Origin of the sequence: Methylobacterium sp. UNCCL125 (assembly GCF_900116795.1) — a bacterium.
GTDB classification, from domain to species: domain Bacteria; phylum Pseudomonadota; class Alphaproteobacteria; order Rhizobiales; family Beijerinckiaceae; genus Methylobacterium; species Methylobacterium fujisawaense.
Genome location: NZ_FPBW01000023.1, coordinates 38,031 through 63,633, shown reverse-complemented (window position 1 = coordinate 63,633; position 25,603 = coordinate 38,031). Strand labels below are relative to the sequence as shown.

Annotated in this window: 23 protein-coding genes; 16 read left to right on the top strand and 7 right to left on the bottom strand. The window is 70.7% G+C overall.

The window, feature by feature from the left end:
* The first annotated feature begins 11 nt into the window (after nucleotides 1-11).
* The 5 genes from BM396_RS22350 to BM396_RS22330 all read left to right on the top strand — a co-directional run bounded on the left by BM396_RS22350 (nucleotide 12) and on the right by BM396_RS22330 (nucleotide 6,719).
* Complete coding sequence (locus BM396_RS22350) at nucleotides 12-1,277, top strand: glycosyltransferase (RefSeq protein WP_043384845.1); 1,266 nt, start codon at nucleotides 12-14, stop codon at nucleotides 1,275-1,277.
* 337 nt (nucleotides 1,278-1,614) lie between these two features.
* Nucleotides 1,615-1,971, top strand: a complete 357-nt coding sequence (locus BM396_RS22345) for a phasin (RefSeq protein WP_043357179.1) — start codon at nucleotides 1,615-1,617, stop codon at nucleotides 1,969-1,971.
* A gap of 197 nt (nucleotides 1,972-2,168) precedes the next feature.
* On the top strand, nucleotides 2,169-2,732 hold the full coding sequence (locus tag BM396_RS22340) for a phasin family protein (RefSeq protein ID WP_043384776.1): 564 nt from the start codon (nucleotides 2,169-2,171) through the stop codon (nucleotides 2,730-2,732).
* Nucleotides 2,733-2,856: 124 nt separating this feature from the next.
* Nucleotides 2,857-4,116: an N-acetylmuramoyl-L-alanine amidase gene (locus tag BM396_RS22335; RefSeq protein ID WP_043384773.1), complete on the top strand. Its 1,260-nt coding sequence runs from the start codon at nucleotides 2,857-2,859 to the stop codon at nucleotides 4,114-4,116.
* Nucleotides 4,117-4,286: 170 nt separating this feature from the next.
* Entirely contained in the window at nucleotides 4,287-6,719 is a 2,433-nt protein-coding gene (locus BM396_RS22330; protein ID WP_043350075.1) for a penicillin-binding protein 1A, read from the top strand.
* A 460-nt stretch (nucleotides 6,720-7,179) separates the two neighbouring features.
* On the opposite strand, the gene purQ is transcribed toward BM396_RS22330, so the two are convergent.
* From purQ to BM396_RS22305, 5 genes are all read right to left on the bottom strand, one after another.
* Complete coding sequence (purQ, locus tag BM396_RS22325; protein WP_043384770.1) at nucleotides 7,180-7,860, bottom strand: phosphoribosylformylglycinamidine synthase subunit PurQ; 681 nt, start codon at nucleotides 7,858-7,860, stop codon at nucleotides 7,180-7,182.
* Nucleotides 7,860-8,099, bottom strand: a complete 240-nt coding sequence (gene purS, locus BM396_RS22320; protein WP_043350071.1) for a phosphoribosylformylglycinamidine synthase subunit PurS — start codon at nucleotides 8,097-8,099, stop codon at nucleotides 7,860-7,862. Before purS ends, purQ begins: the two co-directional genes overlap by 1 nt.
* Before the next feature lie 178 nt (nucleotides 8,100-8,277).
* On the bottom strand, nucleotides 8,278-8,511 hold the full coding sequence (locus BM396_RS22315; protein ID WP_043350069.1) for a hypothetical protein: 234 nt from the start codon (nucleotides 8,509-8,511) through the stop codon (nucleotides 8,278-8,280).
* A gap of 104 nt (nucleotides 8,512-8,615) precedes the next feature.
* Nucleotides 8,616-9,215 (bottom strand): ActR/PrrA/RegA family redox response regulator transcription factor, encoded by a 600-nt coding sequence (locus BM396_RS22310; RefSeq protein WP_043350065.1) that lies wholly within the window; start codon nucleotides 9,213-9,215, stop codon nucleotides 8,616-8,618.
* A 46-nt stretch (nucleotides 9,216-9,261) separates the two neighbouring features.
* Nucleotides 9,262-10,647 (bottom strand): ActS/PrrB/RegB family redox-sensitive histidine kinase, encoded by a 1,386-nt coding sequence (locus BM396_RS22305; protein WP_043350081.1) that lies wholly within the window; start codon nucleotides 10,645-10,647, stop codon nucleotides 9,262-9,264.
* 257 nt (nucleotides 10,648-10,904) lie between these two features.
* Here BM396_RS22305 and phaZ point away from each other — a divergent pair, with 257 nt between their 5' ends.
* The 11 genes from phaZ (at nucleotide 10,905) to BM396_RS22245 (ending at nucleotide 23,485) form a co-directional block, all read left to right on the top strand.
* Nucleotides 10,905-12,182 (top strand): polyhydroxyalkanoate depolymerase, encoded by a 1,278-nt coding sequence (phaZ, locus tag BM396_RS22300; RefSeq protein ID WP_043384766.1) that lies wholly within the window; start codon nucleotides 10,905-10,907, stop codon nucleotides 12,180-12,182.
* Between the two features lie 436 nt (nucleotides 12,183-12,618).
* Nucleotides 12,619-14,205: an ABC transporter substrate-binding protein gene (locus BM396_RS22295; protein ID WP_043384764.1), complete on the top strand. Its 1,587-nt coding sequence runs from the start codon at nucleotides 12,619-12,621 to the stop codon at nucleotides 14,203-14,205.
* Between the two features lie 263 nt (nucleotides 14,206-14,468).
* Nucleotides 14,469-15,410, top strand: coding sequence for an ABC transporter permease (locus BM396_RS22285; protein WP_043350057.1), 942 nt, complete (start codon nucleotides 14,469-14,471; stop codon nucleotides 15,408-15,410).
* 95 nt (nucleotides 15,411-15,505) lie between these two features.
* Nucleotides 15,506-16,381: an ABC transporter permease gene (locus BM396_RS22280; RefSeq protein ID WP_051044766.1), complete on the top strand. Its 876-nt coding sequence runs from the start codon at nucleotides 15,506-15,508 to the stop codon at nucleotides 16,379-16,381.
* Nucleotides 16,381-17,394 carry an ABC transporter ATP-binding protein gene (locus tag BM396_RS22275; RefSeq protein WP_043350053.1) on the top strand — a complete coding sequence of 338 codons (1,014 nt, stop codon included), beginning with the start codon at nucleotides 16,381-16,383 and terminating at the stop codon, nucleotides 17,392-17,394. Before BM396_RS22280 ends, BM396_RS22275 begins: the two co-directional genes overlap by 1 nt.
* A complete protein-coding gene (locus BM396_RS22270) occupies nucleotides 17,391-18,407 on the top strand; it encodes an ABC transporter ATP-binding protein (protein ID WP_043350050.1) in 1,017 nt (338 codons plus the stop codon). The genes BM396_RS22275 and BM396_RS22270 overlap by 4 nt, the downstream gene beginning before the upstream one ends.
* A 132-nt stretch (nucleotides 18,408-18,539) precedes the next feature.
* On the top strand, nucleotides 18,540-19,679 hold the full coding sequence (locus tag BM396_RS22265; RefSeq protein ID WP_043384843.1) for an amidohydrolase/deacetylase family metallohydrolase: 1,140 nt from the start codon (nucleotides 18,540-18,542) through the stop codon (nucleotides 19,677-19,679).
* A gap of 157 nt (nucleotides 19,680-19,836) precedes the next feature.
* Complete coding sequence (locus BM396_RS22260; RefSeq protein ID WP_043350049.1) at nucleotides 19,837-20,607, top strand: ABC transporter ATP-binding protein; 771 nt, start codon at nucleotides 19,837-19,839, stop codon at nucleotides 20,605-20,607.
* Complete coding sequence (locus BM396_RS22255) at nucleotides 20,600-21,523, top strand: ABC transporter permease (protein ID WP_051976149.1); 924 nt, start codon at nucleotides 20,600-20,602, stop codon at nucleotides 21,521-21,523. The genes BM396_RS22260 and BM396_RS22255 overlap by 8 nt, the downstream gene beginning before the upstream one ends.
* Before the next feature lie 172 nt (nucleotides 21,524-21,695).
* The gene (locus BM396_RS22250; RefSeq protein WP_043384759.1) at nucleotides 21,696-22,784 is read left to right on the top strand and encodes a YeiH family protein; all 1,089 of its coding nucleotides are present in this window, start codon (nucleotides 21,696-21,698) and stop codon (nucleotides 22,782-22,784) included.
* 251 nt (nucleotides 22,785-23,035) lie between these two features.
* A complete protein-coding gene (locus BM396_RS22245; RefSeq protein WP_043384757.1) occupies nucleotides 23,036-23,485 on the top strand; it encodes a Ros/MucR family transcriptional regulator in 450 nt (149 codons plus the stop codon).
* Here BM396_RS22245 and BM396_RS22240 read toward each other — a convergent pair.
* Entirely contained in the window at nucleotides 23,458-23,808 is a 351-nt protein-coding gene (locus BM396_RS22240; protein WP_043384754.1) for a hypothetical protein, read from the bottom strand. The two genes, BM396_RS22245 and BM396_RS22240, sit on opposite strands and share 28 nt — an antisense overlap.
* Nucleotides 23,809-23,997: 189 nt before the next feature.
* On the bottom strand, nucleotides 23,998-25,602 hold the full coding sequence (locus tag BM396_RS22235) for an ABC transporter ATP-binding protein (protein ID WP_043384752.1): 1,605 nt from the start codon (nucleotides 25,600-25,602) through the stop codon (nucleotides 23,998-24,000).
* Nucleotide 25,603: the final 1 nt, after the last annotated feature.

Sequence of the window (25,603 nt, the reverse complement as noted above, 5' to 3'; positions counted from 1 at the left end):
GGAGGGACACCGTGCATGTCGTGATCCTGGCCGAGTTCGCGGCCGCCAGCGGCGGGGCCGAGAAGGTGGCGCTGGAATCGGCCCGCGGGCTCGCCGAGGCCGGTCTCGCCGTCACCTACATCCAGGCGATCTCGGGGGCCGTCGATCCGCTCCTCGACCATGCCGGGATCCAGCGGATCGATCTCGGCCTGCCCGACATCTGGTCGCTCGGTGCCGCGCGGGCGGCCGCCGCCGGGATCTGGCACGCCGCCGCCGCCCGCCGCCTCGCCGCGGCCCTCGCCGGCCTCGCCGCGCCGCCGGACTGTATCCACCTGCACCAATGGACCCGGACCCTGTCGCCGGCGATCGTTCCGGTCCTGTCGAAGACCGGGGTGCCGCTGGTCGTCACGCTGCACGACTACGCCCTGGCCTGCCCGAACGGCGTCTATTACCGCTTCGACCGGGCCGAGCCCTGCGGGCTCGCCCCCCTGTCGGCCGCCTGCCTCGCGGCGCCCTGCGATCCCCGCAGCCGGGGGCACAAGCTCGTGCGGGTCGCCCGTGCCGCGGCGATGCGGCAGGTCGTCGGTCGGGCCAGCCGGCGCCATCCGCTCCACGTCGTCCATGTCTGCGACGCCAGCCGGCAGCGGCTGGGCGCTCTGCTCGGCGGCTACGCCCTCACGCATCATCGGATCGACAACCCCGTCCGGCTTCCGGAGGGGCCCGCGGCCGCGCCCGCCCGCGGCGACTCGATCGCCTATGTGGGGCGCCTGACCCGCGAGAAGGGCGCCGACCTCGTGGCCGACGCCGCGCGGAGGGCCGGACTTCCGGCCCTGTTCATCGGCGCCGGCCCCCTGGAGGCGGAGCTGCGTGCCCGGGACGGCGTGGAGGTGATCGGATGGCAGAGGCCCGAGGCGGTCTGGGCTACGCTCCGGACCCGCGCCCGGGCGCTGGCGGCGCCGTCGCGCTGGTACGAGACCGGCCCGCTCACCGTCTACGAGGCGCTGGCGGCCGGCATCCCGGTCGTGGCCTCCGACCGCTCCGGCGCCGCCGAGAAGGTCCGGCACGGCCGGACCGGATTCGTGCTCGCACCGGAGGTCGGGCCCCTCGCCGAGGCCTTCACGGCGCTCCGGGACGACGCCCTGGCGGCGTCGCTCGGGGCGGAGGCCCGCAGGCTCTTCCGCACCGCGCCGATGGGCCTGGACGCCCATGCGGCGGCGCTCCGGGGGCTCTACGCCCGTCTGTCCGGAGCCGCGGCTGGTGCGATGCAGCATCCGGATTCGCTGGCCCAGCCGCGATGATCCGAGGCGGCCCGGCCCGTCTGGTATACCACAAGCATTCACGATCCGTTCGTGCCCCTCTGGACAGGCAGATCGTTTTTTGCGAAGCGGCCTCTTGCCGGGATCGGCAATCTTGGCCGATCGGATAAATGGCGCAGCTTGCACGCAATCTGCTATCGGGGCTGCAGCCGCGATGCGATGACTGTGCGAGATCATCGGATCTGCATTTTATCGGGCTTCCGGGTCCTGCATGGCCCCCGAAGCATGCACTTGACTTCTTGTTGCGGTGCAACATATAGAAGCGCGTCAACGCGGACGCATCCGGCGTCCCGCTCCATGAATGTTGCTGGAGACATCGATGCAGACCCCGAACTTCGAGATCCCGACCGAGATGCGCGACTTCGCCGAGAAGAGCGTCGATCAGGCTCGGACCGCTGTCGGCACCATGATGACGAACGCCGTGAAGGTCGCCGAGCAGGTCCAGACCTCGGGTCAGACCTTCCAGTCGACCCTGACCGCCGCGGTCGCGAAGGGGTTTGATCACGCGCAGGCCAACGCCAACGCGACCTTCGACTTCGCTCAGAAGCTGGTGCGCACGAAGGATCTCCGCGAGGCGTTCGAGCTCCAGTCCGAGTTCGTCCGCAGCCAGTTCGCCGCGCTCCAGGCCCAGGCCAAGGATTACGGCGCCCTCGCCCAGAACGCCGCCGCCCGCTGAGGCCGGCGCGCCGTCCCCGATCCTCGATCGGGGACACGATACGGGATCCGGAGGGCGCGCGGCGCCGACCGGATCCGAGGCTCTGACACCCGGGCGTCACGGGTCCGAGGCCGACACCGCGGGCGAGCCGGCTGCGCATGACCCTCCGGCCGCCGCTCCGTCAGGACGGCCTGACGCCGACAGGAGGAGATCGCGCGATGGGAAAGCCGCGTCGACCGAGGGGAGGCCGCCCCGCCGGATCACCCCAACCGCTCCGGAAGGCGCCGGCCCCGGCCGAGACCCGCCCTGCGCCGATCGCCGAGGACGCACCCGCGCCGGCGAGCGACGTTTCCGTCGAGACCCACGAGCCGCAGGCCGAGCCGGCCCAGGCGGCGCCCGCGGCGACCACCCCGGTCCTGCCCGAGACCGCCTCTGAGGTGCCGGCCGATGGGCCGACCGAGACGGCCGCGCAGGCGGTCCCCGAAGCCGGTGCCGCGGCGGATATCGCCGTCCCGCCGATGCCGGACGCCGTCGACGTCCCAGACCGGATCGTCTTCACCCCCGACCGCTTCGATGTCGTCGAGATCGGCTCGACCATCGCCCGCTACGTGCGCGGCGAGGGCGAGGCGGCCCTGGCGCATCTGAGGGCGCTCTCGGGCGCCCGGTCGCCGGCCGAGGTGATTCGCCTGCAGGTCGGCGAGGTCCAGCGGGCCGCCGACGCGTCCCTGACCTGCTGGGTCACGGTCATCGGTCAGACGAGCCGCGTGGTCGCGTACCGCTGAAGCGGCGCGGGACTTGTCGCATCCCGGCAACACGGGCGCCCGGATCGAACCGGCGGCGGCAACCGTCCGTTAACCAAGTCGGTCCCATGCCGTAACGGAGGGCACGGGAAACGACACCGGACCGATGCCGAACTGCGCGCGCCTGATCCGTACCGCATGGCTTCGCCTGGCCGTGGCGCTTCTGCCGGCCCTGGCGGGAGCGCCGGTTGCCGCGCAGAACGGCGAGAAGCCCGCCGTCGCCATCGGGGCCGACCTCGCGAGCCAGGCCGGCGGCACGCGCCTGACCCTGACCCTGTCCCGGGCCGTCGAGGCCCGCGGCTTCGTGATGGAGCGGCCGGACCGGGCGGTGATCGACCTGCCCGAGGTCAACTTCCAGCTGGAATCCGGGACCGGCAGCCGCCGCGACGGGCTCGTCCAATCCTTCCGCTACGGCCTGTTCGCCCCAGGCCGCTCCCGCATCGTGATCGACCTCACCGCCCCCGCCACCGTCGGCAGGATCGAGTCGGTGACGCGGGCCCGCGACGGCGCGGTGCTGCTCACGATCCCGCTCCAGCGCGCCGACCGCGACGCCTTCCGCAAGGCGGCGGCCGCCGCGGATCCCGCCCCCGCCCAGGCCCGCAGCGCCCCGCCGGAACCGACCGACCAGCGCCCGCTGATCATGGTCGATGCCGGCCACGGCGGCACCGATCCCGGCGCCATCGCGGTGGGCGGCGTGTTCGAGAAGGATATCGTGTTCGGCTTCGCCCAGGCGCTGGTGGAGAAGCTGGAGGCGGCCGGGCGCTACCGGGTCCGGATGACCCGCGACCGGGACGTGTTCGTGCCCCTCGCCGACCGGGTGCGCCTCGCCCGCGAGGCCAAGGCCGACCTGTTCGTGTCGATCCACGCGGATTCGATCTCGGCGGCCCCCCAGGTGCGGGGCGCGACGATCTACACCAATGCCGAGAAGGCCACGGACGCCGAATCCGCCAAGCTCGCGGAGCGCGAGAACCGGGCCGACGCCGCCGCGGGCGCCGACGTCGCCGAGGCGCCGCCGGACATCGCCGACATCCTGCAGGAGCTGACCCTGCGCGAGACCCGCGGCTTCTCGTCGGGCTTCGCCCGCACGCTGATGGGCCAGCTCGCCCCCGTGATCGAGATGAGCGCCAAGCCCCACCGCGAGGCGCGCTTCGTGGTGCTGCGCTCCCCCGACGTGCCGAGCGTGCTGGTGGAGCTGGGCTATCTCTCCAGCAAGCGCGACCTGGAGATGCTGCAATCGCCGGAGTGGCGGGCGGGCGTCACCGGCTCCATGGCCAAGGCGATCGATCTGTTCTTCACCAACCGCGCCACCCTGGGGCGTCCGACAGTCATGCGCCGCTCAGCCGCTGTCGCCCCAGTTTCACCATAGAATGCGTGTCGATACGGGACGTCCGAACGCCCCGTCGCACCGCCGTCGAAACCGGCATTCCGAAGGGGCCTGACGGGAGCATCCGGGGGCTGACCGCATCGAGAGCGGACGCACGCGCCGGATGAGCCGATTCCGGCATTCGGCCGGGCCAGCGACGAGCGGAACACCGGATGCGTCTGATCCTTCGTTTCTTCGGGATCCTGTTCAGCGCTGGCGCGGTGCTGTTCGTGGTCGGCGCGGCGGTGGGCGGGTACTTCTACTGGAAGTACAGCCAGGACCTGCCCGACCACGCGGCGCTCGCCAATTACGAGCCGCCGGTGATGACCCGCGTCCACGCGGCGGACGGTTCGCTGCTCGCCGAATATGCCCGCGAGCGCCGGCTGTACCTGCCGATCCAGGCGATGCCCAAGATCGTCGTCGCGGCCTTCCTGTCGGCCGAGGACAAGAATTTCTACAAGCACGGCGGCATCGACCCCGAGGGGATCGTGCGCGCCTTCCTGACCAACGCCAAGTCGGGCAAGCGGCAGGGCGCCTCGACCATCACCCAGCAGGTCGCCAAGAACTTCCTGCTCTCCTCCGAGCAGACCTACGACCGCAAGATCAAGGAGGCGCTGCTGGCGCTCCGGATCGAGGCGGCCTACTCGAAGGACAAGATCCTCGAGCTGTACCTCAACGAGATCTTCCTCGGCACGATCGTGCCGGGCCGCAACCTCCACGGCGTGGCGGCAGCGGCGTTGGATTACTTCGGAAAATCGGTCCACGAGCTGACCATCAACGAGGCGGCCTACCTCGCCGCCCTGCCGAAGGGGCCGAACAACTACCACCCCTACCGCAAGACCCAGGCGGCGCTGGACCGCCGCAACGAGATCATCCGCCTGATGGCGGAGAACGGCTACATCACCAAGGAGGAGGCGGATTCCGCCAAGAAGATGCCGCTCGGCGTCAACCCGCGCGTCGCCTTCCCGAACGCCGCCAACGCCAATTACTTCACCGAGGAGGTCCGCCGCGAGATCTCCGAGCGCTACGGCGAGAAGAAGCTCTACGAGGGCGGCCTCTCGGTGCGCACGACCCTCGATCCGAAGATGCAGGGCTGGGCCCGCAAGGCGCTGGTCGACGGCCTCGTGCGTTACGACCAGGCCCATGGCTGGCGCGGGCCGGTCACCAAGGTCGACCTGACCGGGCGCGACTGGGGCATGGCGGCGGCCGAGGTTCCGGCGCTGGGCGACGTGGCACCCTGGCGCCTCGCCGTGGTGCTGGGCAATGGCGGCGGCGGCGTGCAGATCGGCCTGCAGCCCAAGCGCGAGGCCTCCGGCCAGGTGGTCAAGGACCGCGAGACCGGCGTGATCACGCCCGAGGGCATGCGCTGGGCCGGCCGCGCCAATCTCCAGCCCGGCGACATGGTCTATGTCGAGGCGATGGATGGCGGCCGCGGCCAGTTCCGCCTGCGCCAGAAGCCCGAGGTCTCCGGCGCCATCGTGGCCATGGACCCGAATACGGGCCGGGTGCACGCGATGGTCGGCGGCTTCTCGTACGACGAATCCGAGTTCAACCGCGCCACCCAGGCGATGCGCCAGCCCGGCTCCTCGTTCAAGCCGATCGTCTACTCGGCGGCGCTGGACAACGGCTACACGCCCGCCTCGATCATCCAGGACACCCCGATCACCATCGAGGCCGGCCCCGGCCAGGAGGCCTGGACGCCCTCGAACTACGACGGCAAGTCCGGCGGCCCCCACACCCTGCGCTACGGCATCGAGCACTCGAAGAACCTGATGACGGTGCGGCTCGCCAAGGATGTCGGCATGCCGCTCATCGCCGAGTACGCCCGCCGCTTCGGCGTCTATGACGACATGCTGCCGGTTCTGCCGATGTCGCTGGGCGCGGGCGAGACGACGGTGATGCGCATGGTCACCGCCTACTCGATGCTGGCCAATGGCGGCCGGCGCATCCGGCCGACCCTGATCGACCGGATCCAGGACCGTATCGGCGAGACCATCTACCGCCACGACAACCGCAAATGCATCGGCTGCGACGCCGAGAAGTGGTCCGGCCAGGACGAGCCGAAGCTGGTGGACGATTCCGAGCAGGTGCTCGACCCGCTGACCGCCTACCAGATGGTCTCGATCATGGAGGGCGTGGTCCAGCGCGGGACCGCGACGATCCTGAAGCAGATCGGCAAGCCGCTCGCCGGCAAGACCGGCACGACCAACGACGCCAAGGACGCGTGGTTCGTGGGCTTCTCGCCGGATCTGGCGGTCGGCATCTATATCGGCTTCGACAAGCCGCGCTCGCTCGGCGACCGCGCCACCGGCGGCGGGCTGGCGGCGCCGATCGCCCTGGAGTTCCTCAAGACCGCCCTCAAGGACAAGCCGCCGACGCCGTTCCGCGTGCCCCCGGGGATCAAGCTGATCCGCATCAATCTCGCCAGCGGCACCCGTGCGGGGTCCGGCGAGGGCGCCGGGACCATCCTGGAGGCGTTCAAGCCCGGTACCGCACCGGCCGATTCCTACGTGGCGCCGTCGTCCTCGGGCGGCGGCCAGGCGGCCGCCCCCGCGGCGGTCCCGGCCGATCCCGACAGGGCCGCGCAGGCCGGCGGATTGTACTGAAGCGACCGGTCCCGGCTCGCGCTCCGCTCAAGTCGGGTCTGCCCAGGTCGGGTCCGCCCGGCCTGGGCTTTTTGTTGCGGATCCTGAGCGGGCGCAGCGCCGACACCGACGCGGCGTTCTGAAGCCGCGGCACGGCCTCGACGAGGGGCACGGATCCGGCCTCATCCTGTCCCCCTCCCGCGTGGGATCAGGGTGCCTGCCCTGGACGATTCAGGGTTCGTGCCGTCGTTCCGGGGCGCGGCAGCGGCCGTGCGCGGGCCGGAAGACGTGGCTCGCGCGATCCGCGCACCGGCATTCGCGCAGAAAAAAGCCGCCCCGGATGGAGCGGCTCGAAGAGTCATCAGGGAGGCATCAAAACAGAGCGGACGAACATGTCCAACTCGACATCCAGATCACTGGATGCCTCTTTATGCCCCGGAAACCTTAATCGGCAGTTAATACAAATCTTCGGCCGGTGATCTCAGGCCGCCAGACTGTCGAACAGGCCACGCCCGTCGGTTCCGCCGATCAGGTCTTCGACGAAGTTCTCCGGGTGCGGCATCATCCCGAGCACGTTCCCGGTCTCCGACAGGACGCCCGCGATGGCGTTGAGGGAGCCGTTGCGGTTGGCCTCCACGGTGATGGCGCCGGTGGCGTCGCAGTACCGGAAGGCGACCCGGCCCTCGCCTTCGATCCGCGCCAGCGTCTCGGGATCGGCGAAGTAATTGCCTTCCCCGTGGGCGACGCAGACGTCGATGACCTGACCCGGGGCGTAGGCGCTGGTGAAGCGGGTGTCGGTGCGCTCGACCCGGAGCGTCTGGCGGTGGCAGATGAAACGCCGGTCGACGTTGCGCATCAGCACGCCCGGCAGGAGGCCGGATTCGCACAGGATCTGGAAGCCGTTGCAGATGCCGAGCACGAGTCCGCCGCGCGCCGCGTGGGCCCGCACCGCATCCATGGCGGCGGCCCGGCCGGCGATGGCGCCGCAGCGCAGGTAGTCGCCGTACGAGAAGCCGCCGGGCAGCACGGCGAGGTCGGTGCCGGCGGGCAGTTCGTGGTCCGCGTGCCAGACGAGGCTCACCTGCGCGCCGGATCGCCGCAGGGCCCGGACGACGTCCGATTCGCGGTTGGAACCCGGGAAGACGACGATCGCGGCGTGCATCAGAGGATCTCGATCGCGTAATTCTCGACGACGGTGTTGGCCAGGAGCTTCTCGCAGGCCGTGCGCAACGTCGCCTCCGCGGCGGCGCTGTCGACCGCCGAGACCTCGATGTCGAAGACCTTGCCCTGCCGGACGCCGTCGACGCCCTCGATGCCGAGGGATCTGAGTGCGGCCTCGATCGCCTTACCCTGCGGGTCCAGCACACCGGTCTTCAGGGTGACGATGATACGGGCTTTCATGGATCTTCGGGTCTCACGCGTGTCCGGGACGGGAGTGTGACCTGCGACATCGTCACACAGACCGCCGCGGACCGCTTCTAGCAGGAAGGCCGCCGAACTGTCGAACACCCCGCACGCATGGGGATAATTCCGGTATTCGGTGCAACTTGACGAATATTTCTAGAGCAGGCGCGCTCGCTCAGCGATGCGTGGCCGGGCTCCGCAGCGGCTCGATGCTGGTGGCCCGGCGCCAGAGCTGGAGCATGACCCAGGCCGCGAACAGGCTGAACACGCCCATCAGGACATGTCCCACCCGCTCGCCGAGATCGAAGATGCCCGCGATGGCCCAGCCCGCCGCGATGGCCACGGCGAACACCTCGGTGCCGACGAGGACCATCATGCTGATGATGGTGATGGCGTTGCGCCCGTTCACGAGATCCGCCCTCGAATCGATTTCGCGTCCCGGACGCGCCGTCCGGGACGCGCGCAGCTAGCCCGGAGCGGCCGCGTGATGCAACCGACGGGACGGATCCCGCGTCAGCGCGGCGCGCGCTTGGCCAGGATCCGCTGCAGGGTCCGCCGGTGCATGTTGAGGCGCCGGGCGGTCTCGCTCACGTTGCGGCTGCACAGCTCGTAGACGCGCTGGATGTGCTCCCAGCGGACCCGGTCCGCCGACATCGGGTTCTCCGGCGGGTCGGCCCGCTCGCCCGGCTGCGCCATCAGCGTGCCGTGGATCTCGTCGGCATCGGCGGGCTTGGCGAGGTAGTCGAAGGCGCCGAGCTTTACCGCGGTCACCGCCGTGGCGATGTTGCCGTAGCCGGTCAGGATCACGCCCCGGGCCTCGGGACGGCGCTCCTTGAGGCGGGCGATCACGTCCAGGCCGTTGCCGTCGCCCAGGCGCATGTCGATCACCGCGAAGGCGGGGGCGCGCGCCTCGACGGCCGAGACGCCGTCCGCGACGCTGTCGGCCACCTGCACGTGGTAGCCGCGGCTCTCCATGGCGCGGGCGAGGCGGGTCTGGAAGGGCTTGTCGTCGTCAACGATCAACAGGCTGCGGTCGGAGAAGGCGGCCAGCGGATCGGCATCGTCGATCACGGCGGGGTTGGTCGCCGCCACAGTCCCGGGCTGCGTGAGCATCCGACACTCCTTTTGGGTTTTCGTCGTCGGGTTCTTGGTCTGTGCCTCATATAGGTACGGCATCGCGCGGTGGCAGGGGGGCGCGGATACTGAGTTCCGGAGAATGTCGCGGCGCCGCCCCCCGCTCGAAGATGTGGCGGGCCCAGGAGACCCGCACGATCGCCCCATGGGCGTCCGGCGCGGCGACGTTCATCAGGGCGAGCTGCGCCCCCGAGCGCTCGATCAGGGTCTTGGCGATGAACAGGCCCAGGCCGAGCCCGGCCCCCACGGTCTCGCCGGATTGCGGCCGGTCGTGGCTGCGGGTCGTGACGTAGGGCTCGCCGGCCCGCAGCAGCACCTCGCTGGAGAAGCCCGGCCCGTCGTCGCGGATCTCGATCCAGACCCGGTCGGGCGTCCAGCGCCCCTCGACGGAGACGCGGGCCTCGGCGAAGTCCACGGCGTTGTCGAGGATGTTGGCGAGGCCGAACATGACGCCCGGGTTGCGGCGGCAGGCCGGCTCCGGGCCGTCGCCGGCGCTGGTGACGTCGAGGGCGGCGCCCAGCGCCCGCTGGGGCGCCACCAGCTCCTCCACGAGGTGGCTGAACGTGACCGTCTCCAGGAAGCCGACCCCGTCCCCGTCGAGGGAGGTCAGCTTGCCGAGGATGCCGCGGCAGCGGTCGACCTGCTCGCGCAGAAGGTTGAGATCCTCCGCCACCGCCGGCGAGGCGGTGGGGCCGAGCTGGCGGATCAGCTCCTTGGTCACCACCATGATGGTGCCCAGCGGCGTGCCCAATTCATGGGCAGCGGCGGCCGCCAGCCCGTCGAGCTGCGACAGGTGCTGCTCGCGGGCGAGCACGAGTTCGGTGGCGGCGAGCGCCTGGGCGAGGAGCCGCGTCTCCTCCGCCACCCGCCACGCGTAGACGCCCGTGAAGGCGGTGCCGAGCAGGATCGCGGTCCAGACGCCGGAGACGTACAGGAACGGCAGCTCGATCCGCCCGTCGGCGAACCAGGGCAGGGGCCGGTGCACCAGGGCGAGCAGGGTCGCGAGCCCCACCGCCAGGAGCCCCAGCGCCAGCGTCCGCTCGGGCGGGAGGGCGGTCGCGGAGATCAGCACGGGGGCGAGGAACAGCAGCGAGAACGGATTCTGAAGGCCGCCGGTGAGGAACAGCAGAGCCGCGAGCTGCACGATGTCGAAGGCGAGCAGCAGCGCGGCCGAATCGTCGCTGAGACGGTAGCTCGCGGGGAATCGGATCCGCAGGGCGAGGTTCAGCCAGGACGAGGTGGCGATCACCAGGAAGCACCAGCCGAAGGGGAGCGGCAGGCCGAGGCCGAACTGCGCCCCGACCACCGCCGCGCTTTGGCCCGTGACGGCGAGCCAGCGGAGGCGGACGAAGGTGTCGAGCCGCAGGTGTCGGGCGTCGCGGCCGAGGCCGCTGAGATCGGTATCGGGCATGCTGTGTTTCGATGCGTCGCCGGACGGACCCAACCGGCCCGGCTTCTCGCGGATCCCCACCGCATGACGCGGTGGCGGGGATCCCGGCAAGCCGACCCGGACAAGTCGTCGCTGGTGAACGTGGTCACAGGCAAGTCGCCGCGGCTCCGGGATGTTCCACCGGCGTTCAGGGTGGAGCATTATCCTACCGATTCGGGTTGCAGGGGACGGGCCGTGCGGCGCAATGCCGGCGGCCGGACCGAGACCGCGAGGTGACGATGCTGCTGGCCTATTCGATGTACGAGGGCGCCCGCGCCCTGATGGCGCCCGCCCGCGTTGCCGCCGATCTGACGCGCTACGGGCTGCAGCTGCCGGGCAACCCCCTGGCCTACGGCCCCTATGCCCGCGCGGTGAGCGCCGGCTGCGAGATGTTCGAGCGCGTCACCCGCCAGTACGGCAAGCCCGCCTTCGGCTTCACCGAGACGGTCGTCGACGGCGCGCCGGTCCCGGTCACCGAGCGGGTGGTCTGGGAGCGGCCGTTCTGCCGCCTGATCGCCTTCGACCGCGCCTTCCCGACGCCCCCCGCCGAGGCGCAGCCCAAGCTGCTGATCGTCGCGCCGATGTCGGGCCACTACGCCACGCTCCTGCGCGGCACCGTCGAGGCGATGCTGCCGAACCACCGGGTGTTCGTCACCGACTGGACCGATGCCCGGATGGTGCCGCTGTTCGCGGGCCAGTTCGACCTCGACGATTACATCGACTACCTGCAGGAGATGTTCGCGGTCCTCGGGCCGGACCTGCACGTCATGGCGGTGTGCCAGCCGGCGGTGCCGGTCTTCGCCGCGGTGGCGCTGATGGAGGCGGCCGACGAGCCGGCGGTGCCGACCTCCATGACCCTGATGGGTGGCCCGATCGACACCCGCCGCTCGCCCACCGCGGTGAACTGCCTCGCGCAGGAGCGCGGCCAGGCGTGGTTCGAGCAGAACACGATCAGCCTCGTGCCGCCGATCTACCCGGGGGCGTGGCGCCGGGTCTATCCGGGCTTCCTGCAGCTGTCGGGCTTCATGGCGATGAACCTCGACCGGCACGTCACCGCCCATTCGGACATGTTCGACCACCTGGTGAAGGGCGACGGCGATTCGGCCGAGAAGCACCGCGAATTCTACGACGAGTACCTCGCCGTGATGGACCTGACGGCCGAGTACTACCTCCAGACCGTGCAGACCGTGTTCGTCGACCACGCCCTGCCCACGGGCCGGATGCGCCACCGGGACACACTGGTCGATCTCGGAGCCATCCGCCGCTGCGCGATCCTCGCGGTCGAGGGCGAGAACGACGACATCTCCGGCGTCGGCCAGACCAAGGCGGCCCTGGACCTCACGCCGAACCTGCCCGACGCCCGCAAGGCCTACCATCTCCAGGCCGGCGTCGGCCATTACGGCGTGTTCAACGGCTCCCGCTACCGGGCGGTGATCGCCCCCCGCATCGCCGCCTTCATCCGCGCCATGCAGGCGGTGCCCGGCACGCGGGGCAGCCACCTGCGGCAGGTGGGCTGAGGCGTTACGTCCAGCCTCCGCCCGCCGCGCCCGGGACAGGCGCGACGGGCCCCGTCCCCTGCGGACGACGATGCTCACACGGCTCCGACCGCTGCGCGCCGCGCAGTGAGGCCGCACCGGCTCCGGCGAAGTCTCGCCCTGCGCCCGCGCGCGAAAAAATCCCCCGCCGATCCTGAATACATAACGCAGTGATGGCCGGACTGGCGCGGGGCTTGCGAGATGCGCCCCGTGACCTGGATCCGCGCAAGCACCGCCCGCGCACGCACCGCCTGCGCCCAGCCCGACTCCGTCCCCAGACCGGTGGTCGCGCGGGCGCTTGCCCGAGCTCCATTGTCACGCCGGGCCATTGCGCCCCTGCTTAAGAATTGTTCAAACTCGCCCGCAAGGTGTGGGCCGGCGCTTCGGGCCTGAGACCCGCACCGCCAGGGAGAAGACGATGGACCGCAGGACGTTCCTGAAGGGCTCGGCCGCGCTCGGGCTGGCGGCACCGCAGATCGCGCGGCCGGCCCTGGCGCAGGGCGCGAAGGTGCTGCGCTTCGTGCCGCAGGCGAACCTCGCCAATTTCGACCCGATCTGGGGGACCCAGTACGTGGTGCGCAACGCCGGCACCCTCGTCTGGGACATGCTCTACGGCGTCGACGCGCAGCTGAAGCCGCAGCGCCAGATGGTCGAGTCCGAGGAGGTCTCGGGCGACAAGCTGACCTGGACCTTCCGGCTGCGCCCCGGCCTCAAGTGGCATGACGGCGAGCCGGTTCTCGCCAAGGACGTGGTGGCGAGCCTCACCCGCTGGATGGCCCGGGACCCGATCGGCCTGATGATCCGCGGGATCCAGGACGACCTCGCGGCGACCGACGACAAGACCTTCCAGTGGCGCCTGAAGAAGCCCTTCCCGAAGCTGCTCTACGCGCTCGGCAAGACCAACGCGCCGATGGCCCTGATGATGCCGGAGCGGATCGCCAAGACCGACCCGTTCACGCAGATCTCCGAATATGTCGGCTCGGGCCCGATGAAGTTCGTCCGCAACGAGTGGGTGCCGGGCGCCCGGGCGGTGTTCGAGACCTTCACCGACTACAAGCCCCGCGACGAGCCGAATTCCTGGCTCGCGGGCGGCAAGCGCATGCTGGTCGACCGGGTCGAGTGGGTGATCATGCCGGACGCCGCCACCGCCTCGGCGGCCCTGCAGAACGGCGAGGTCGACTGGTGGGAGAACCCGATCTCCGACCTCGTCCCGCTGCTGCGCAAGAACGGCAACCTCAACGTCGATATCGCCGACCCGCTGGGCAATGTCGGCTCGTTCCGGATGAACCACCTGCACCCGCCCTTCGACAATCCGAAGATCCGGCAGGCGGTCATGACCGCGATGAGCCAGGAGGATTACATGCGGGCGATCGTCGGCGACGACGACAGCCTGTGGAAGAAGCTGCCGGGTTTCTTCACGCCGGGGACGCCCCTCTACAGCGAGGCGGGCGGCGGCAACGTCGGCAAGGGCGACATCAAGCTCGGCCAGAAGCTGCTCAAGGAAGCCGGCTACAAGGGCGAGCCGGTGGTCTGCATCGTGGCGCAGGACCAGGGAATCACCAAGGCGCAGGGCGATATCACCGCCGACCTGCTGAAGCAGATGGGCTTCAACGTCGACTTCGTCGCCACCGACTGGGGCACCACCGGCACCCGCCGGGCCTCCAAGGCGCCGCCGTCCCAGGGCGGCTGGAACATGTTCCACACGTGGCACGCGGGCGCCGACTGCATCAACCCGGCGGGCTACCCGGCGGTGCGGGCGAGCGGCGACAAGGCGTGGTTCGGCTGGCCGAACATCCCGCCGGTGGAGACGGCCATCGCCGAATGGTTCGACGCCGCCGACCCGGCCGCCGAGAAGGCCGCCATCGACAAGGTCAACGCCGCCGCCTGCGAGGGCGTGGTCTACGTCCCGACCGGGTTCTTCCTCGGCTACCAGGCGTGGCGGAAGAACGTCTCGGGCATCGTGAAGGGGCCGATCCCGTTCACCTGGGGCGTGTCGAAGGCGTGATGGGGCGGGTGGTGATCATGCCGGCGAACGCGACGCGTTCTCCCTCCCCCCTCTGCGGGGGAGGGTGGCCCTCGCGTCAGCGAGGGTCGGGAGAGGGGAGCGACGATGCAGGATCGGGCTTCGCCCTTCATGCAGGCCGCGCCCCTTCCGGAAGCCGGGTTCCCCTCTCCCGACCCCCTTCGGCTGCCACCCTCCCCCGCAGAGGGGGGAGGGGGTGCGGCGGCGCCCGCCGCGCCCTTCGTCCCACGGCCTAGCGAGGACCCATGCTCGGCTATATCGGCAGGCGCATCCTCGCCACCATCCCGGTCATGGCGGTGGTCGGGCTGTTCGTCTTCAGCCTCCTCTACTTCGCCCCCGGCGATCCGGCGGCGATCATCGCGGGCGACCAGGCGACGCCCGACGACGTCGCCCGGATCCGCGCCACGCTGGGCCTCGACCGGCCGTTCCTGGTGCGGTTCTGGGAATGGTCCTGGCAGATCCTCCACGGGGATCTCGGCACCTCGATCTTCACCAACCTGCCGGTCACCACCATGATCGGCCAGCGGGTGCAGCCCACCGTCTCGCTGATGCTGGTCACCCTGGTCTTCGCCATCGTGGTGGCGGTGCCGCTCGGCGTCGTCGCCGCCTGGAAGGCCGGCAGCCTGATCGACCGCCTCGTGATGGGCCTCGCCGTGACGGGCTTCTCGGTCCCGGTCTTCGTGGTCGGCTACGTGCTCGCCTACGTCTTCGCCCTCGAACTCGGCTGGCTGCCCGTGCAGGGCTACACGCCGATCGAGCAGGGCCTGTGGCCCTGGCTGTCCAACCTGATCCTGCCGGCGGTGACGCTCGGCCTCGTCTACATCGCGCTGATCGCCCGGGTGACCCGGGCGACCATGCTCGACGTGCTCCAGCAGGATTACGTCCGCACCGCCCGGGCCAAGGGGCTGGGGCAGGGGCCGGTCCTGTTCGTCCACGCCCTCAAGAACGCCGCGGTGCCGATCGTCACCGTCATCGGCATCGGCATCGCCCTGCTGATCGGCGGCGCGGTGGTGACCGAGACGGTCTTCGCGATTCCCGGCCTCGGGCGCCTCACCGTCGATGCGATCCTGCGGCGCGACTACCCGGTCATCCAGGGCGTCGTCCTGCTGTTCAGCTTCGTCTACGTGCTGGTGAACCTCGCCATCGACCTCTTCTACACCGTGCTCGACCCGAGGATCCGCTATTGACCGCGACCGTCGCGCCCTTCCCCAGCAGCGCCCCGCAGGCGGGGACCCCGTCCGAGGCGACCGCCCCCAAGGCGCCCCCGCCGCCGGGCCTCGCCATCGCGGCGCCGCTGCCCGACGTGTTCCCGGCCCGCAAGCGCCGGGGCCCGGTCTGGACCTATATCCGCCGCAACCCGACCATCGTGGTCGGGGGCGTGCTGCTCCTCGTCGTCTTCCTGATGGCTTTGCTGGCGCCGTATCTCGGCACCGTCGACCCGACCGCCCTGGCGCCCGCCAAGCGCACCCGGGCTCCGTCCGCGCAATACTGGTTCGGCACCGACATGCTCGGCCGCGACGTCTACTCGCGGGTGGTCTACGGCGCCCGGGTCTCGCTGCTGGTCGGCTTCTCGGTGGCGTTCCTCGCCTCGATCGCCGGGCTCGCGGTCGGCCTCGTCTCCGGCATGGTGCGCTGGCTCGACGGGATCGTCATGCGGATCGTCGACGGCATGATGTCGATCCCGCCGATCCTGCTCGCGGTGGCGCTGATGGCGCTGACCCGCGGCTCGGTCCAGAACGTCATCGTGGCGATCACCATCGCGGAGATCCCGCGCGTCGCCCGCCTCGTGCGCGGCGTGGTCCTGTCCCTGCGCGAGCAGCCCTATGTCGAGGCGGCGGTGACCACGGGCACGCGGATGCCGGCGATCATCTGGCGCCACATCCTGCCCAACACGCTGGCGCCCATGACCGTGCAGGCGACCTACATCTGCGCCTCCGCGATGATCACCGAGGCGATCCTGTCGTTCATCGGCGCGGGCGTGCCGCCCTCGACGCCGTCCTGGGGCAACATCATGGCCGAGGGCCGGGCCCTCTGGCAGGTGAAGTTCTACATCATCCTGTTCCCGGCGATCTTCCTCTCGATGACGGTGCTCGCCGTGAACCTCGTCGGCGACGGCCTGCGCGACGCCCTCGATCCCCGCATGGCGAAAGACGTCTGATGAGGACCGGCAGCATGAGCGGCGCACCCCTCCTGTCGATCGAGAACCTGCAGGTCCATTTCCGCACCCCCGACGGGGTGAACCGGGCGGTGGACGGGGTCTCGTTCGCGATCCAGTCGGGGGAGACCCTGGCGATCGTCGGCGAATCCGGCTGCGGCAAGTCCGTGACGTCCATGTCGATCCTGCGGCTCCTGCCCGAGCCGCCGGCCCGCATCGCCGGCGCCATCAAGTTCGAGGGGACCAACCTCCTCGACCTGCCCAACAGTGCCATGCGCAAGATCCGCGGCAACGACATCAGCGTGATCTTCCAGGAGCCGATGACCTCGCTGAACCCGGTCCTGACGGTCGGCCGCCAGATCGGCGAGACCCTGCGCCTGCACCAGGGCCTCGGCCGCCGGGAGGCCGAGGAGCGGGCAATCGAGATGCTGACGCTGGTCGGTATCCCCGAGCCCCGGCGCCGGGTGCGGGAATACCCGCACCAGCTCTCCGGCGGCATGCGCCAGCGGGTGATGATCGCCATCGCGCTCGCCTGCTCGCCCAAGCTCCTGATCGCCGACGAGCCGACCACGGCGCTCGACGTGACCATCCAGGCCCAGATCCTCGACCTGATGCGCGACCTGAAGGCCCGGGTCGGGGCCGCGATCATGCTGATCACGCACGATCTCGGGGTGGTGGCCGAGGTCGCCGACCGGGTGGTGGTGATGTATGCCGGCCGCAAGGTCGAGGAGGCGCCGGTCCGCGACCTGTTCCGGGCGCCGCGCCATCCCTACACGCGGGGCCTGATGGGGGCGGTGCCGAAGCTCGGCGCCGTCGAGCACGGGGCCGACGCGCGGCTCGCCGAGATCCCCGGCATGGTCCCGAGCCTGAAGGGCCGGATCGAGGGCTGCGTCTTCGCCGGGCGCTGCCCGGACGTCACCGACCTGTGCCGCGCCTACGCGCCGGCCCTGGAGCCGAAGGCGCCGGGCCACCTCGCCGCCTGCCACTACGCGCCGAAGGACGCCCTCGCGGCATGAGCGCCACGCCCGCACCCCCCGCCCGCACCCTGCTGGAGGTCAACGACCTCAAGAAGCACTTTTCCCTCGGCGGCGGCCTGTTCGGCCGGTCGACCCGCGTGCTGAAGGCCGTGGACGGCCTGTCCTTCACGGTGGCCCGGGGCGAGACCCTCTCCCTCGTCGGCGAATCCGGTTGCGGCAAATCCACCGTCGCCAAGGCGCTGATGCGTCTCTACGCGCCCACCGCCGGACAGGTGGTGCTCGACGGGCGGCGCATCGACGACCTCTCGGCCGGAGCGCTCCGGCCCCTGCGGCGCCACATCCAGATGGTGTTCCAGGACCCGTTCTCGTCCCTCAACCCGCGGATGCGGGTGCGGGCGATCCTGGCCGAGCCGATCCGCAATTTCGGCCTCGCCCGCAACGCCGCCGACCTCGAGGCGAAGCTCGCCAGCCTGATGGAGCGGGTCGGCCTGCCCCGCGAGGCGCTGGGCCGGTTCCCACACGAGTTCTCGGGGGGCCAGCGCCAGCGCATCGGCATCGCCCGGGCGCTCGCCGCCGAGCCGGACCTGATCATCTGCGACGAGGCGGTCTCGGCGCTCGACGTCTCCGTGAAGGCGCAGATCGTCAACCTGCTGCGGGATCTTCAGCGCGAGCTCGACCTCGCCATGCTGTTCATCTCCCACGACCTCGCCATCGTCGAGCACATGACCCACCGGGTGGCGGTGATGTATCTCGGCAAGATCGTCGAGATCGGGCCCCGCCGCGATCTGTTCCTGGCCCCGAAGCACCCCTACACGCAGGCCCTGCTCTCGGCGGTGCCGATCCCCGAGCCCGGGGCCGGGCGCACCCGCATCGTGCTCAAGGGCGACGTGCCGAGCCCGATCAACCCGCCCTCCGGCTGCCGCTTCCACACCCGCTGCCCGCACGCCTTCGACCGCTGCCGGACCGAGGTGCCCGGCCTCGACGCGGTGGGCACCGGCCATTTCGCCGCCTGCCACCTCAACGACGCGGCCGCGCCGGCCCGGGCGGCCTGACGGAGCCGTCTTTGCGAGCGCAGCGAAGCAACCCGGTGCGGCGCGCGATCCCCGATCGTGGCGGATCCTGGGTTGCTTCGCTGCGCGCGCGATGACGGATCGGATTCCTGCAGACGGCTTTTGGAGACAACCGTGCAGCACGACCTCATCCTGAAGGGCGCGCGGGTCATCGACCCGTCGCAGAACCACGACGGGATCTGCGACGTCGCCTTCGCGGACGGACGGGTCTCGGGCTTCGGCCGCGACCTGCCGGCCGGCCCGGGCACGCAGGTCCGCGACATGGAAGGCGCGATCGTCACGCCGGGCCTGATCGACCTGCACACCCATGTCTATTGGGGCGGCACGTCGCTGGGCATCGACGCCGACGACTTCTGCCGCACCTCCGGGGTGACCACCTCGGTCGATACCGGCAGCGCGGGACCCGGCAACTTCGCGGGCTTCCGCAGCCACGTGATCGAGCGGTCGCAGGCGCGGATCCTCGCCTACCTGCACGTCTCCTTCGCGGGCATCTTCGGGTTCTCGAAGACCATCATGGTCGGCGAGAGCGAGGATCCGCGGCTGATGGCGCCCCGGGAGGCCGTGGAGGTCGCCGAAGCCAACCGGGACGTGATCGTGGGCATCAAGGTCCGGGTCGGGCGCCACGCCTCCGGCGACCAGGGCACCGCGCCGCTGGACATCGCCCTGCAGGTCGCCGAGGAGACCGGCCTGCCGCTGATGGCCCATATCGACGAGCCGCCGCCGAGCTACGAGGCCGTGCTCGCCATGCTCCGCCCCGGCGACGTGCTGACCCACGCGTTCCGGCCCTTCCCGAACTCGCCCGTGACCGCGCAGGGGGCCGTGAAGCCGGCGCTGCGCGAGGCCCGGGCGCGGGGGGTGCTGTTCGACATCGGCCACGGCAAGGGCTCCTTCGCCTTCCGGACGGCGCGGGCCATGCTGGCGGGGGGCTTCCTGCCGGACACGATCTCGTCGGACGTGCACCAGCTCTGCATCGAGGGGCCGGCCTTCGACCAGGTCACCACCATGTCGAAGATGCTCTGCCTCGGCATGAGCCTCACCGACGTCATCGCCGCCTCCACGGTGAACGCCGCCGTGGCGCTGAAGCGCATGGAATACGGGACCTTGAAGGTCGGGGCGCTGGGCGACGCCACCGTGCTGGCGGTGCGGGACGGGGCCTTCGACTACGTCGACACGCGGGGGGAGACCATGACCGGCGCCCAGCGGATCACCGCCGAGGGCGTGGTGCTGAAGGGCCGGTGGTGGCATCCGGCCTGACCGCGCCGGGGCCGGACCTGCAGGTCCTCGGTCCGATCGCATACAGAATATCGACCTTTACAGCCTCTTCGGCGGCCCGATACACTTTCCCGTGAGGGGCGGGCCATCGCCGGCCCTCTGCGACACGCGGTCGAAGCTGCGGCGCCAGGGAGGATGGATGGACACGGGTCAGCCTCTGCTGGAGGTCGACGGCGTCACACTCCGCTACAAGACGCCCGAGCACCTCGTCACCGCCACCTACCGGGTGAGCTTCCGGGTCTGGCCCGGGGACCGGTTCGTCCTGCTCGGGCCCTCCGGCTGCGGGAAGTCGACCCTGCTCAAGGCGGTGGGCGGCTACATGGCCCCCACCGAGGGCGAGATCCGCCTGAAGGGCCGCCCGGTCACCGAGCCCGGCCCCGACCGGATGATGGTGTTCCAGGAATTCGACCAGCTCCTGCCCTGGAAGACCGTGCGGCAGAACGTGGTCTTCGCGCTGGAAGCCTCGGGCCGGCTCAAGGGCCGGGAGGCCCTGGACCGGGCCAACCTCTACATCGACAAGGTCAACCTCACGAAGTTCGCCGACAGCTATCCCCACACCCTGTCGGGCGGGATGAAGCAGCGCGTCGCCATCGCCCGCGGCATGGCCATGGAGCCCGACATCCTGCTGATGGACGAGCCCTTCGCGGCGCTCGACGCGCTCACCCGGCGGCGCATGCAGGACGAGCTGCTGATGCTGTGGGAGGGCACGCGCTTCACCGTGCTGTTCGTCACCCACTCGATCCCCGAGGCGATCAAGGTCGGCTCCCGCATCCTGCTGCTCTCGCCCCATCCCGGCGAGGTGAAGGCCGAACTCAACAGCGCCGAATCCCCGGAGGCGGCGCTGCAGCTGGAGAGCCGGATCCAGCACATGCTGTTCTCGGAAGAGATCGAGGAGGCCGAGAATGTCTAGCGCGCAAGCCCTGACCGGCGCCCCGCTGACCGGCGTCGCGCCGCGCCTGACGCCCGTGGAATCCGGCCGCCCCGAGATCGTGCGCGAGACCGGCCACGCCCATGGCGCCACGGTGGTGGAGAAGCCCCTGTCGCTCGCCGAGCGGCTCTACAACCAGGCCTGGCTGCGCAAGATCGTGATCCTCGTCCTCCTGGCCGGGATCTGGGAGGCCTACGGGCGCTACCTCGACAACGACCTGCTGTTCCCGACCTTCTCGGCCACCGTGGAGGCCTTCTTTCGGGGTATCGCGGACGGCACGCTGCCGGCCCGCGCCTGGTCGTCGCTCAAGGTGCTGCTCATGGGCTACGCCGCCGGCATCGCCCTGGCGACCGTGCTCACGGGCCTCGCCATCGCGTCGCGGATCGGGACCGATCTGCTCGAGACCCTGACGTCGATGTTCAACCCGCTGCCGGCCATCGCGCTGCTGCCCCTGGCGCTGATCTGGTTCGGCCTGGGCAACGGCAGCCTGATCTTCGTGCTCGTCCACTCGGTGACCTGGGCGATCGCGCTGAACACCCATTCCGGCTTCCTGTCGGTGAGCCGGACGCTGAAGATGGTCGGGCGCAATTACGGGCTGTCGGGACCGCGGCTGATCGGCAAGATCCTGATCCCGGCGGCCTTTCCCGCGATCCTCACCGGGCTGAAGGTCGGCTGGGCCTTCGCGTGGCGCACCCTGATCGCCGCCGAGCTGGTCTTCGGCGTGTCGTCCGGGGCGGGCGGGCTCGGCTGGTTCATCTTCGAGAACAAGAACATGCTCGACATCCCGAACGTGTTCGCCGGTCTGCTCACCGTCATCCTGATCGGCCTCGTGGTCGAGAACCTGATCTTCCAGACGATCGAGCGGCGCACCGTCCAGCGCTGGGGCATGCAGGCCTGAGGCGCCGCGGCGCCCGACGACCGGGAGCGTCCCGGCGCGCGGTCGGGTCCACCGTGTCCTTAGATGCGTCTTCTCGAACGATGCCTGAATAGAGAAGTAAATTCTCTTTTGCGTGGGTGCGACGAACGTTTTCTTCCTATAAGCTCCGTCGACGACCGCGGAGTCCGATCCTGTGAGCCTCGAATCCTCTTCCCAGGCAGCCCCGACGCCGGCGCTTCCCGAGCGGGGCGGCCGGTCGGATACGGCCGCCTCGGTCCTGCCCGGCATCGGCCTGTGCGCGGCGATCACCGCGGTGGCGATGGCCGCGCAGGCGCTGGAGGAGCGGGTCGCCGGCCATCCCTATATCGAGGCCCTGGTCCTGGCGATCCTGGTCGGCATCGCGGTGCGCACCGCCTGGACGCCCCCGGCCCGGTTCCGAACCGGCATCGCCTTCTCGGCCAAGCAGCTCCTCGAAGTCGCCGTCGTGCTGCTCGGCGCCTCCCTGAGCCTCGGGGCGATCCTCGCCTCCGGCCCGGCGCTGCTGGCCGGCATCGTCGGGACCGTGGTCCTCGGCATCGCCGCCAGCGTGGCGATCTGCCGGGTGCTGGGCCTGCCGGCCCGGATGGCGATCCTCGTCGCCTGCGGCAACGCCATCTGCGGCAACTCGGCCATCGCCGCGGTGGCGCCGGTGATCGGAGCGGAGCCGAAGGACATCGCCGCCGCCATCGCCTTCACGGCGGTGCTCGGGGTGCTGATGGTGCTCGGCCTGCCGCTGTTCGTGCCGCTCGCCGGCATGACCGACAACCAGTACGGCGTGCTGGCGGGGCTCACCGTCTACGCGGTGCCGCAGGTGCTGGCCGCGACCGTGCCGGTGAGCCTGCTGTCGACCCAGGTCGGAACCCTGGTGAAGCTCGTCCGCGTGCTGATGCTCGGCCCGGTCGTGGTGGCGTTCTCGCTGATCGCGCCCCGGCTGCCGCAGGCGGCGGGGGCGCCGGGCGCGCCGGCCCGTCCCGGCCTCACCAAGCTCGTGCCCTGGTTCATTGTCGGCTTCCTGGCCCTGGCCACCCTGCGCTCCCTGGGCCTCGTCCCGGATGCCGCGGTGAAGCCGCTGACCCAGCTCGCCGGCGTGCTCACGGTCCTGTCCATGGCCGCCCTGGGGCTCGGGGTCGACGTGCGGGTTCTCGCCCGGGTCGGCGGCCGGGTCACCCTCGCGGTCATCGCCTCCCTCGCCGTCCTGATCGTCCTCAGCCTCACGCTGATCCGCGTCCTCGGGATCGGCTGACGCCGCGCCGTCCTGCGCTCCGGCCGGATGTGGCGCGGTATTTCCCGGCCTGTGCGCGTCCGGCGGCTGTAACCGGGGCGGGATCGGCATCTTTGTGCAGGTGACGGATCCTTTTCGCGGGCGATCGCGCCCGTTCGGATCGAAAAGCCCTTTCGGTGATCGACTGTCTTTCAAGACCGTCTTGACACATCCGTGATTTTTGCTTTGGAACCACGTCCATCGTCGTCGAAAGCTTCGGATGGACTCGCGCAGTGCCTGAACAGAATCCCGAGAGCCGCCTCCGGTTGGTCACGTTGGTCGGCGAGATCGTCGCCGCCTACGTCTCGAACAATTCCGTTCCGCCGACGGCGCTGCCGGAGCTGATGGCGAGCGTGCATGGAGCGCTGGCGGCCCTCGACGGGCAACCGGCTGCCCCGGCGGAACCGGCCGTGGAGCGGCCGACGCCGGCACAGATCCGGAAGTCGGTCCAAGAGGACGGCATCGTCAGCTTCATCGACGGCCGGACCTACAAGACCCTGAAGCGCCATCTCACCGCCCACGGCCTCACGCCGGAGCGGTATCGCGAGCGCTACGGCCTGCCGGAGGATTACCCGATGACCGCGCCCGGTTACGCCGCGCAGCGTTCCGCGCTCGCCAAGGCGATCGGCCTCGGCGTGCCCGGCGGGCGCAGCGATCAGCGCAGGACCGGCACCGGCGGCTGATCGGCGGCGCGGCGGGAGCCCGGTGGCGGCGCGCTCTCGGCCTTGCGGCTCTGGAACGGAAGCACCTGCGCGGGGCCCGGGACGGACCTACCGAGCGCAGCGCGGTCCGGACGCCCGAACGTGTCGGCCCAGCTCAGCTTGATCACATGGCAATCCGGAGCCGCGGACGTGGTCTCCTCCGCGGGGGGCGATGCCTTGCGGTTGCTGGCGCTGATCCAGCGCACGATCCGGTGCTCGCGCCCGCGGCGCAGCGCCGGCGGTCCATCCGGCGCGCTGCGCCGGCGGATCGCTTGCCTGTCGTCGGTCCTGTCTGAGATCGACACGCTGAATCACCCCGTCCGCAGTCGGGGCGGGAGCGAGGACGGATAGCGGGTGCAGCCGTGGATCCGTCGGGGTGCTCCACCCGCGACAACGGCGCTATCCTACTGAACTTGCAGGGGCCGGACAGGGCGGTCCCGTCCAAAAAACTTGTCTCTGCGTCCCAGATTGGCCCGGTCCCGGCCCCGGCGGGCTCAGGAGGCGTGCGCGCCCGGCACCGCCGCGAGGAGGCTGCGGGTGTAGGCGTGCTCCGGCGCGGCGAACAGCTCCGCGGTGCCCCGCATCTCCACGATCGCGCCGCGGTGCATCACGGCGATCCGGTCGCAGATCGTGGCGGCCACCCGCAGGTCGTGGGTGATGAACAGCATCGCCAGGGACAGGCGCTGCTTCAGATCCTCCAGCAGGTCCAGCACCTGCCGCTGGACGGAGACGTCGAGCGCCGAGACCGCCTCGTCGGCCACCAGTACGTCCGGCTCCATGGCGAGCGCCCGGGCGATGCCGATGCGCTGGCGTTGGCCGCCCGAGAAGGCGTTCGGGTAGCGGGCGGCGGCCTTCGGATCGAGGCCGACGAGGTCGAGGAGGTTTCGGGCCCGCTCCCGGGCTTCGGCGGCCGGGACCCCATGGGCGATCGGCCCCGCCGTGATGATCTGCTCCACGGTGCGCCGCGGGTTCAGCGACGCGAACGGGTCCTGGAAGATCATCTGGATGCGGCTGCGCTTGTCGCGCAGGGCCGTCTTGCCGAGGGCCGTGTAGTCGAGGTCCCCCAGCCGGACCGTGCCGCCGTCGGGCTCGATCAGGCGGATCGCGAGCCGCGCCGTGGTCGACTTGCCCGAGCCCGACTCGCCCACGATCCCAAGGGTCTCGCCGCGGCGAACGTCGAACGAGACCTCCTTCACGGCGGCCACGACCCGCGGCTTGCCGAACAGGCCGGAGCGCCCGGAATAGGTCTTGGACAGCCCGGTCACCGAGAGGGCGACCGGGGCCGCCGCGAGGGGCGCGCGCGGCGGCGGCGTGAGGCTCGGGACGGCGGCGAGCAACGCCCGGGTGTAGGGCGCCTGCGGATTGCGCAGCACCGCCTCGGCCGTGCCGGATTCTACTAGTCGGCCGCGCTGGAGCACCGCCACGTAGTCGGCGATCTCCGCGACCACGCCGAAATCGTGGGTGATGAACAGGACGCTCATCCCGCGCTTCCGCTGCAGGTCGCGGATCAGCCGGAGGATCTGGGCCTGGGTGGTGACGTCGAGGGCCGTGGTCGGCTCGTCGGCGACCAGCACCGAGGGCTCCAGCGCCAGCGCCATGGCGATCATCGCCCGCTGCCGCTGGCCGCCGGAGAGCTGGTGCGGGTAGGCCCGCACCGCCTCTTCCGGGTTCGGCAGGCCGACCTCGGTGGCGAGCGCCACTGCCCGGGCCCAGCGCTCGCTCCGGCTGAGCAGGTTGTGCGCCTCGAACATCTCGGCGATCTGGTCGCCGACCCGCATCACCGGGTTCAGCGCCGTCATCGGCTCCTGGAACACCATGGCGATGCGCCGGCCGCGCAAACCGCGCCACGCTGGCTCGTCGAGGGTCAGGAGGTCCCGGCCCTCGAACAGGATCGTGCCGGCCGTCGGCTTCAGGGCCCGGGGCAGGAGGCCGGTCAGCGCGTAGGCGCTCATCGACTTGCCCGAGCCCGATTCCCCGACCACGCACAGGATCTTTCCGGCCTCGAGGTCGAGGTTCAAGCTCTCGACCGCGTGCGGGCGGTCGGCGCCCTTGGGGAGCGCGATCGTCAGATCGCGGATGCGGACGACCGGCGCGCTCATG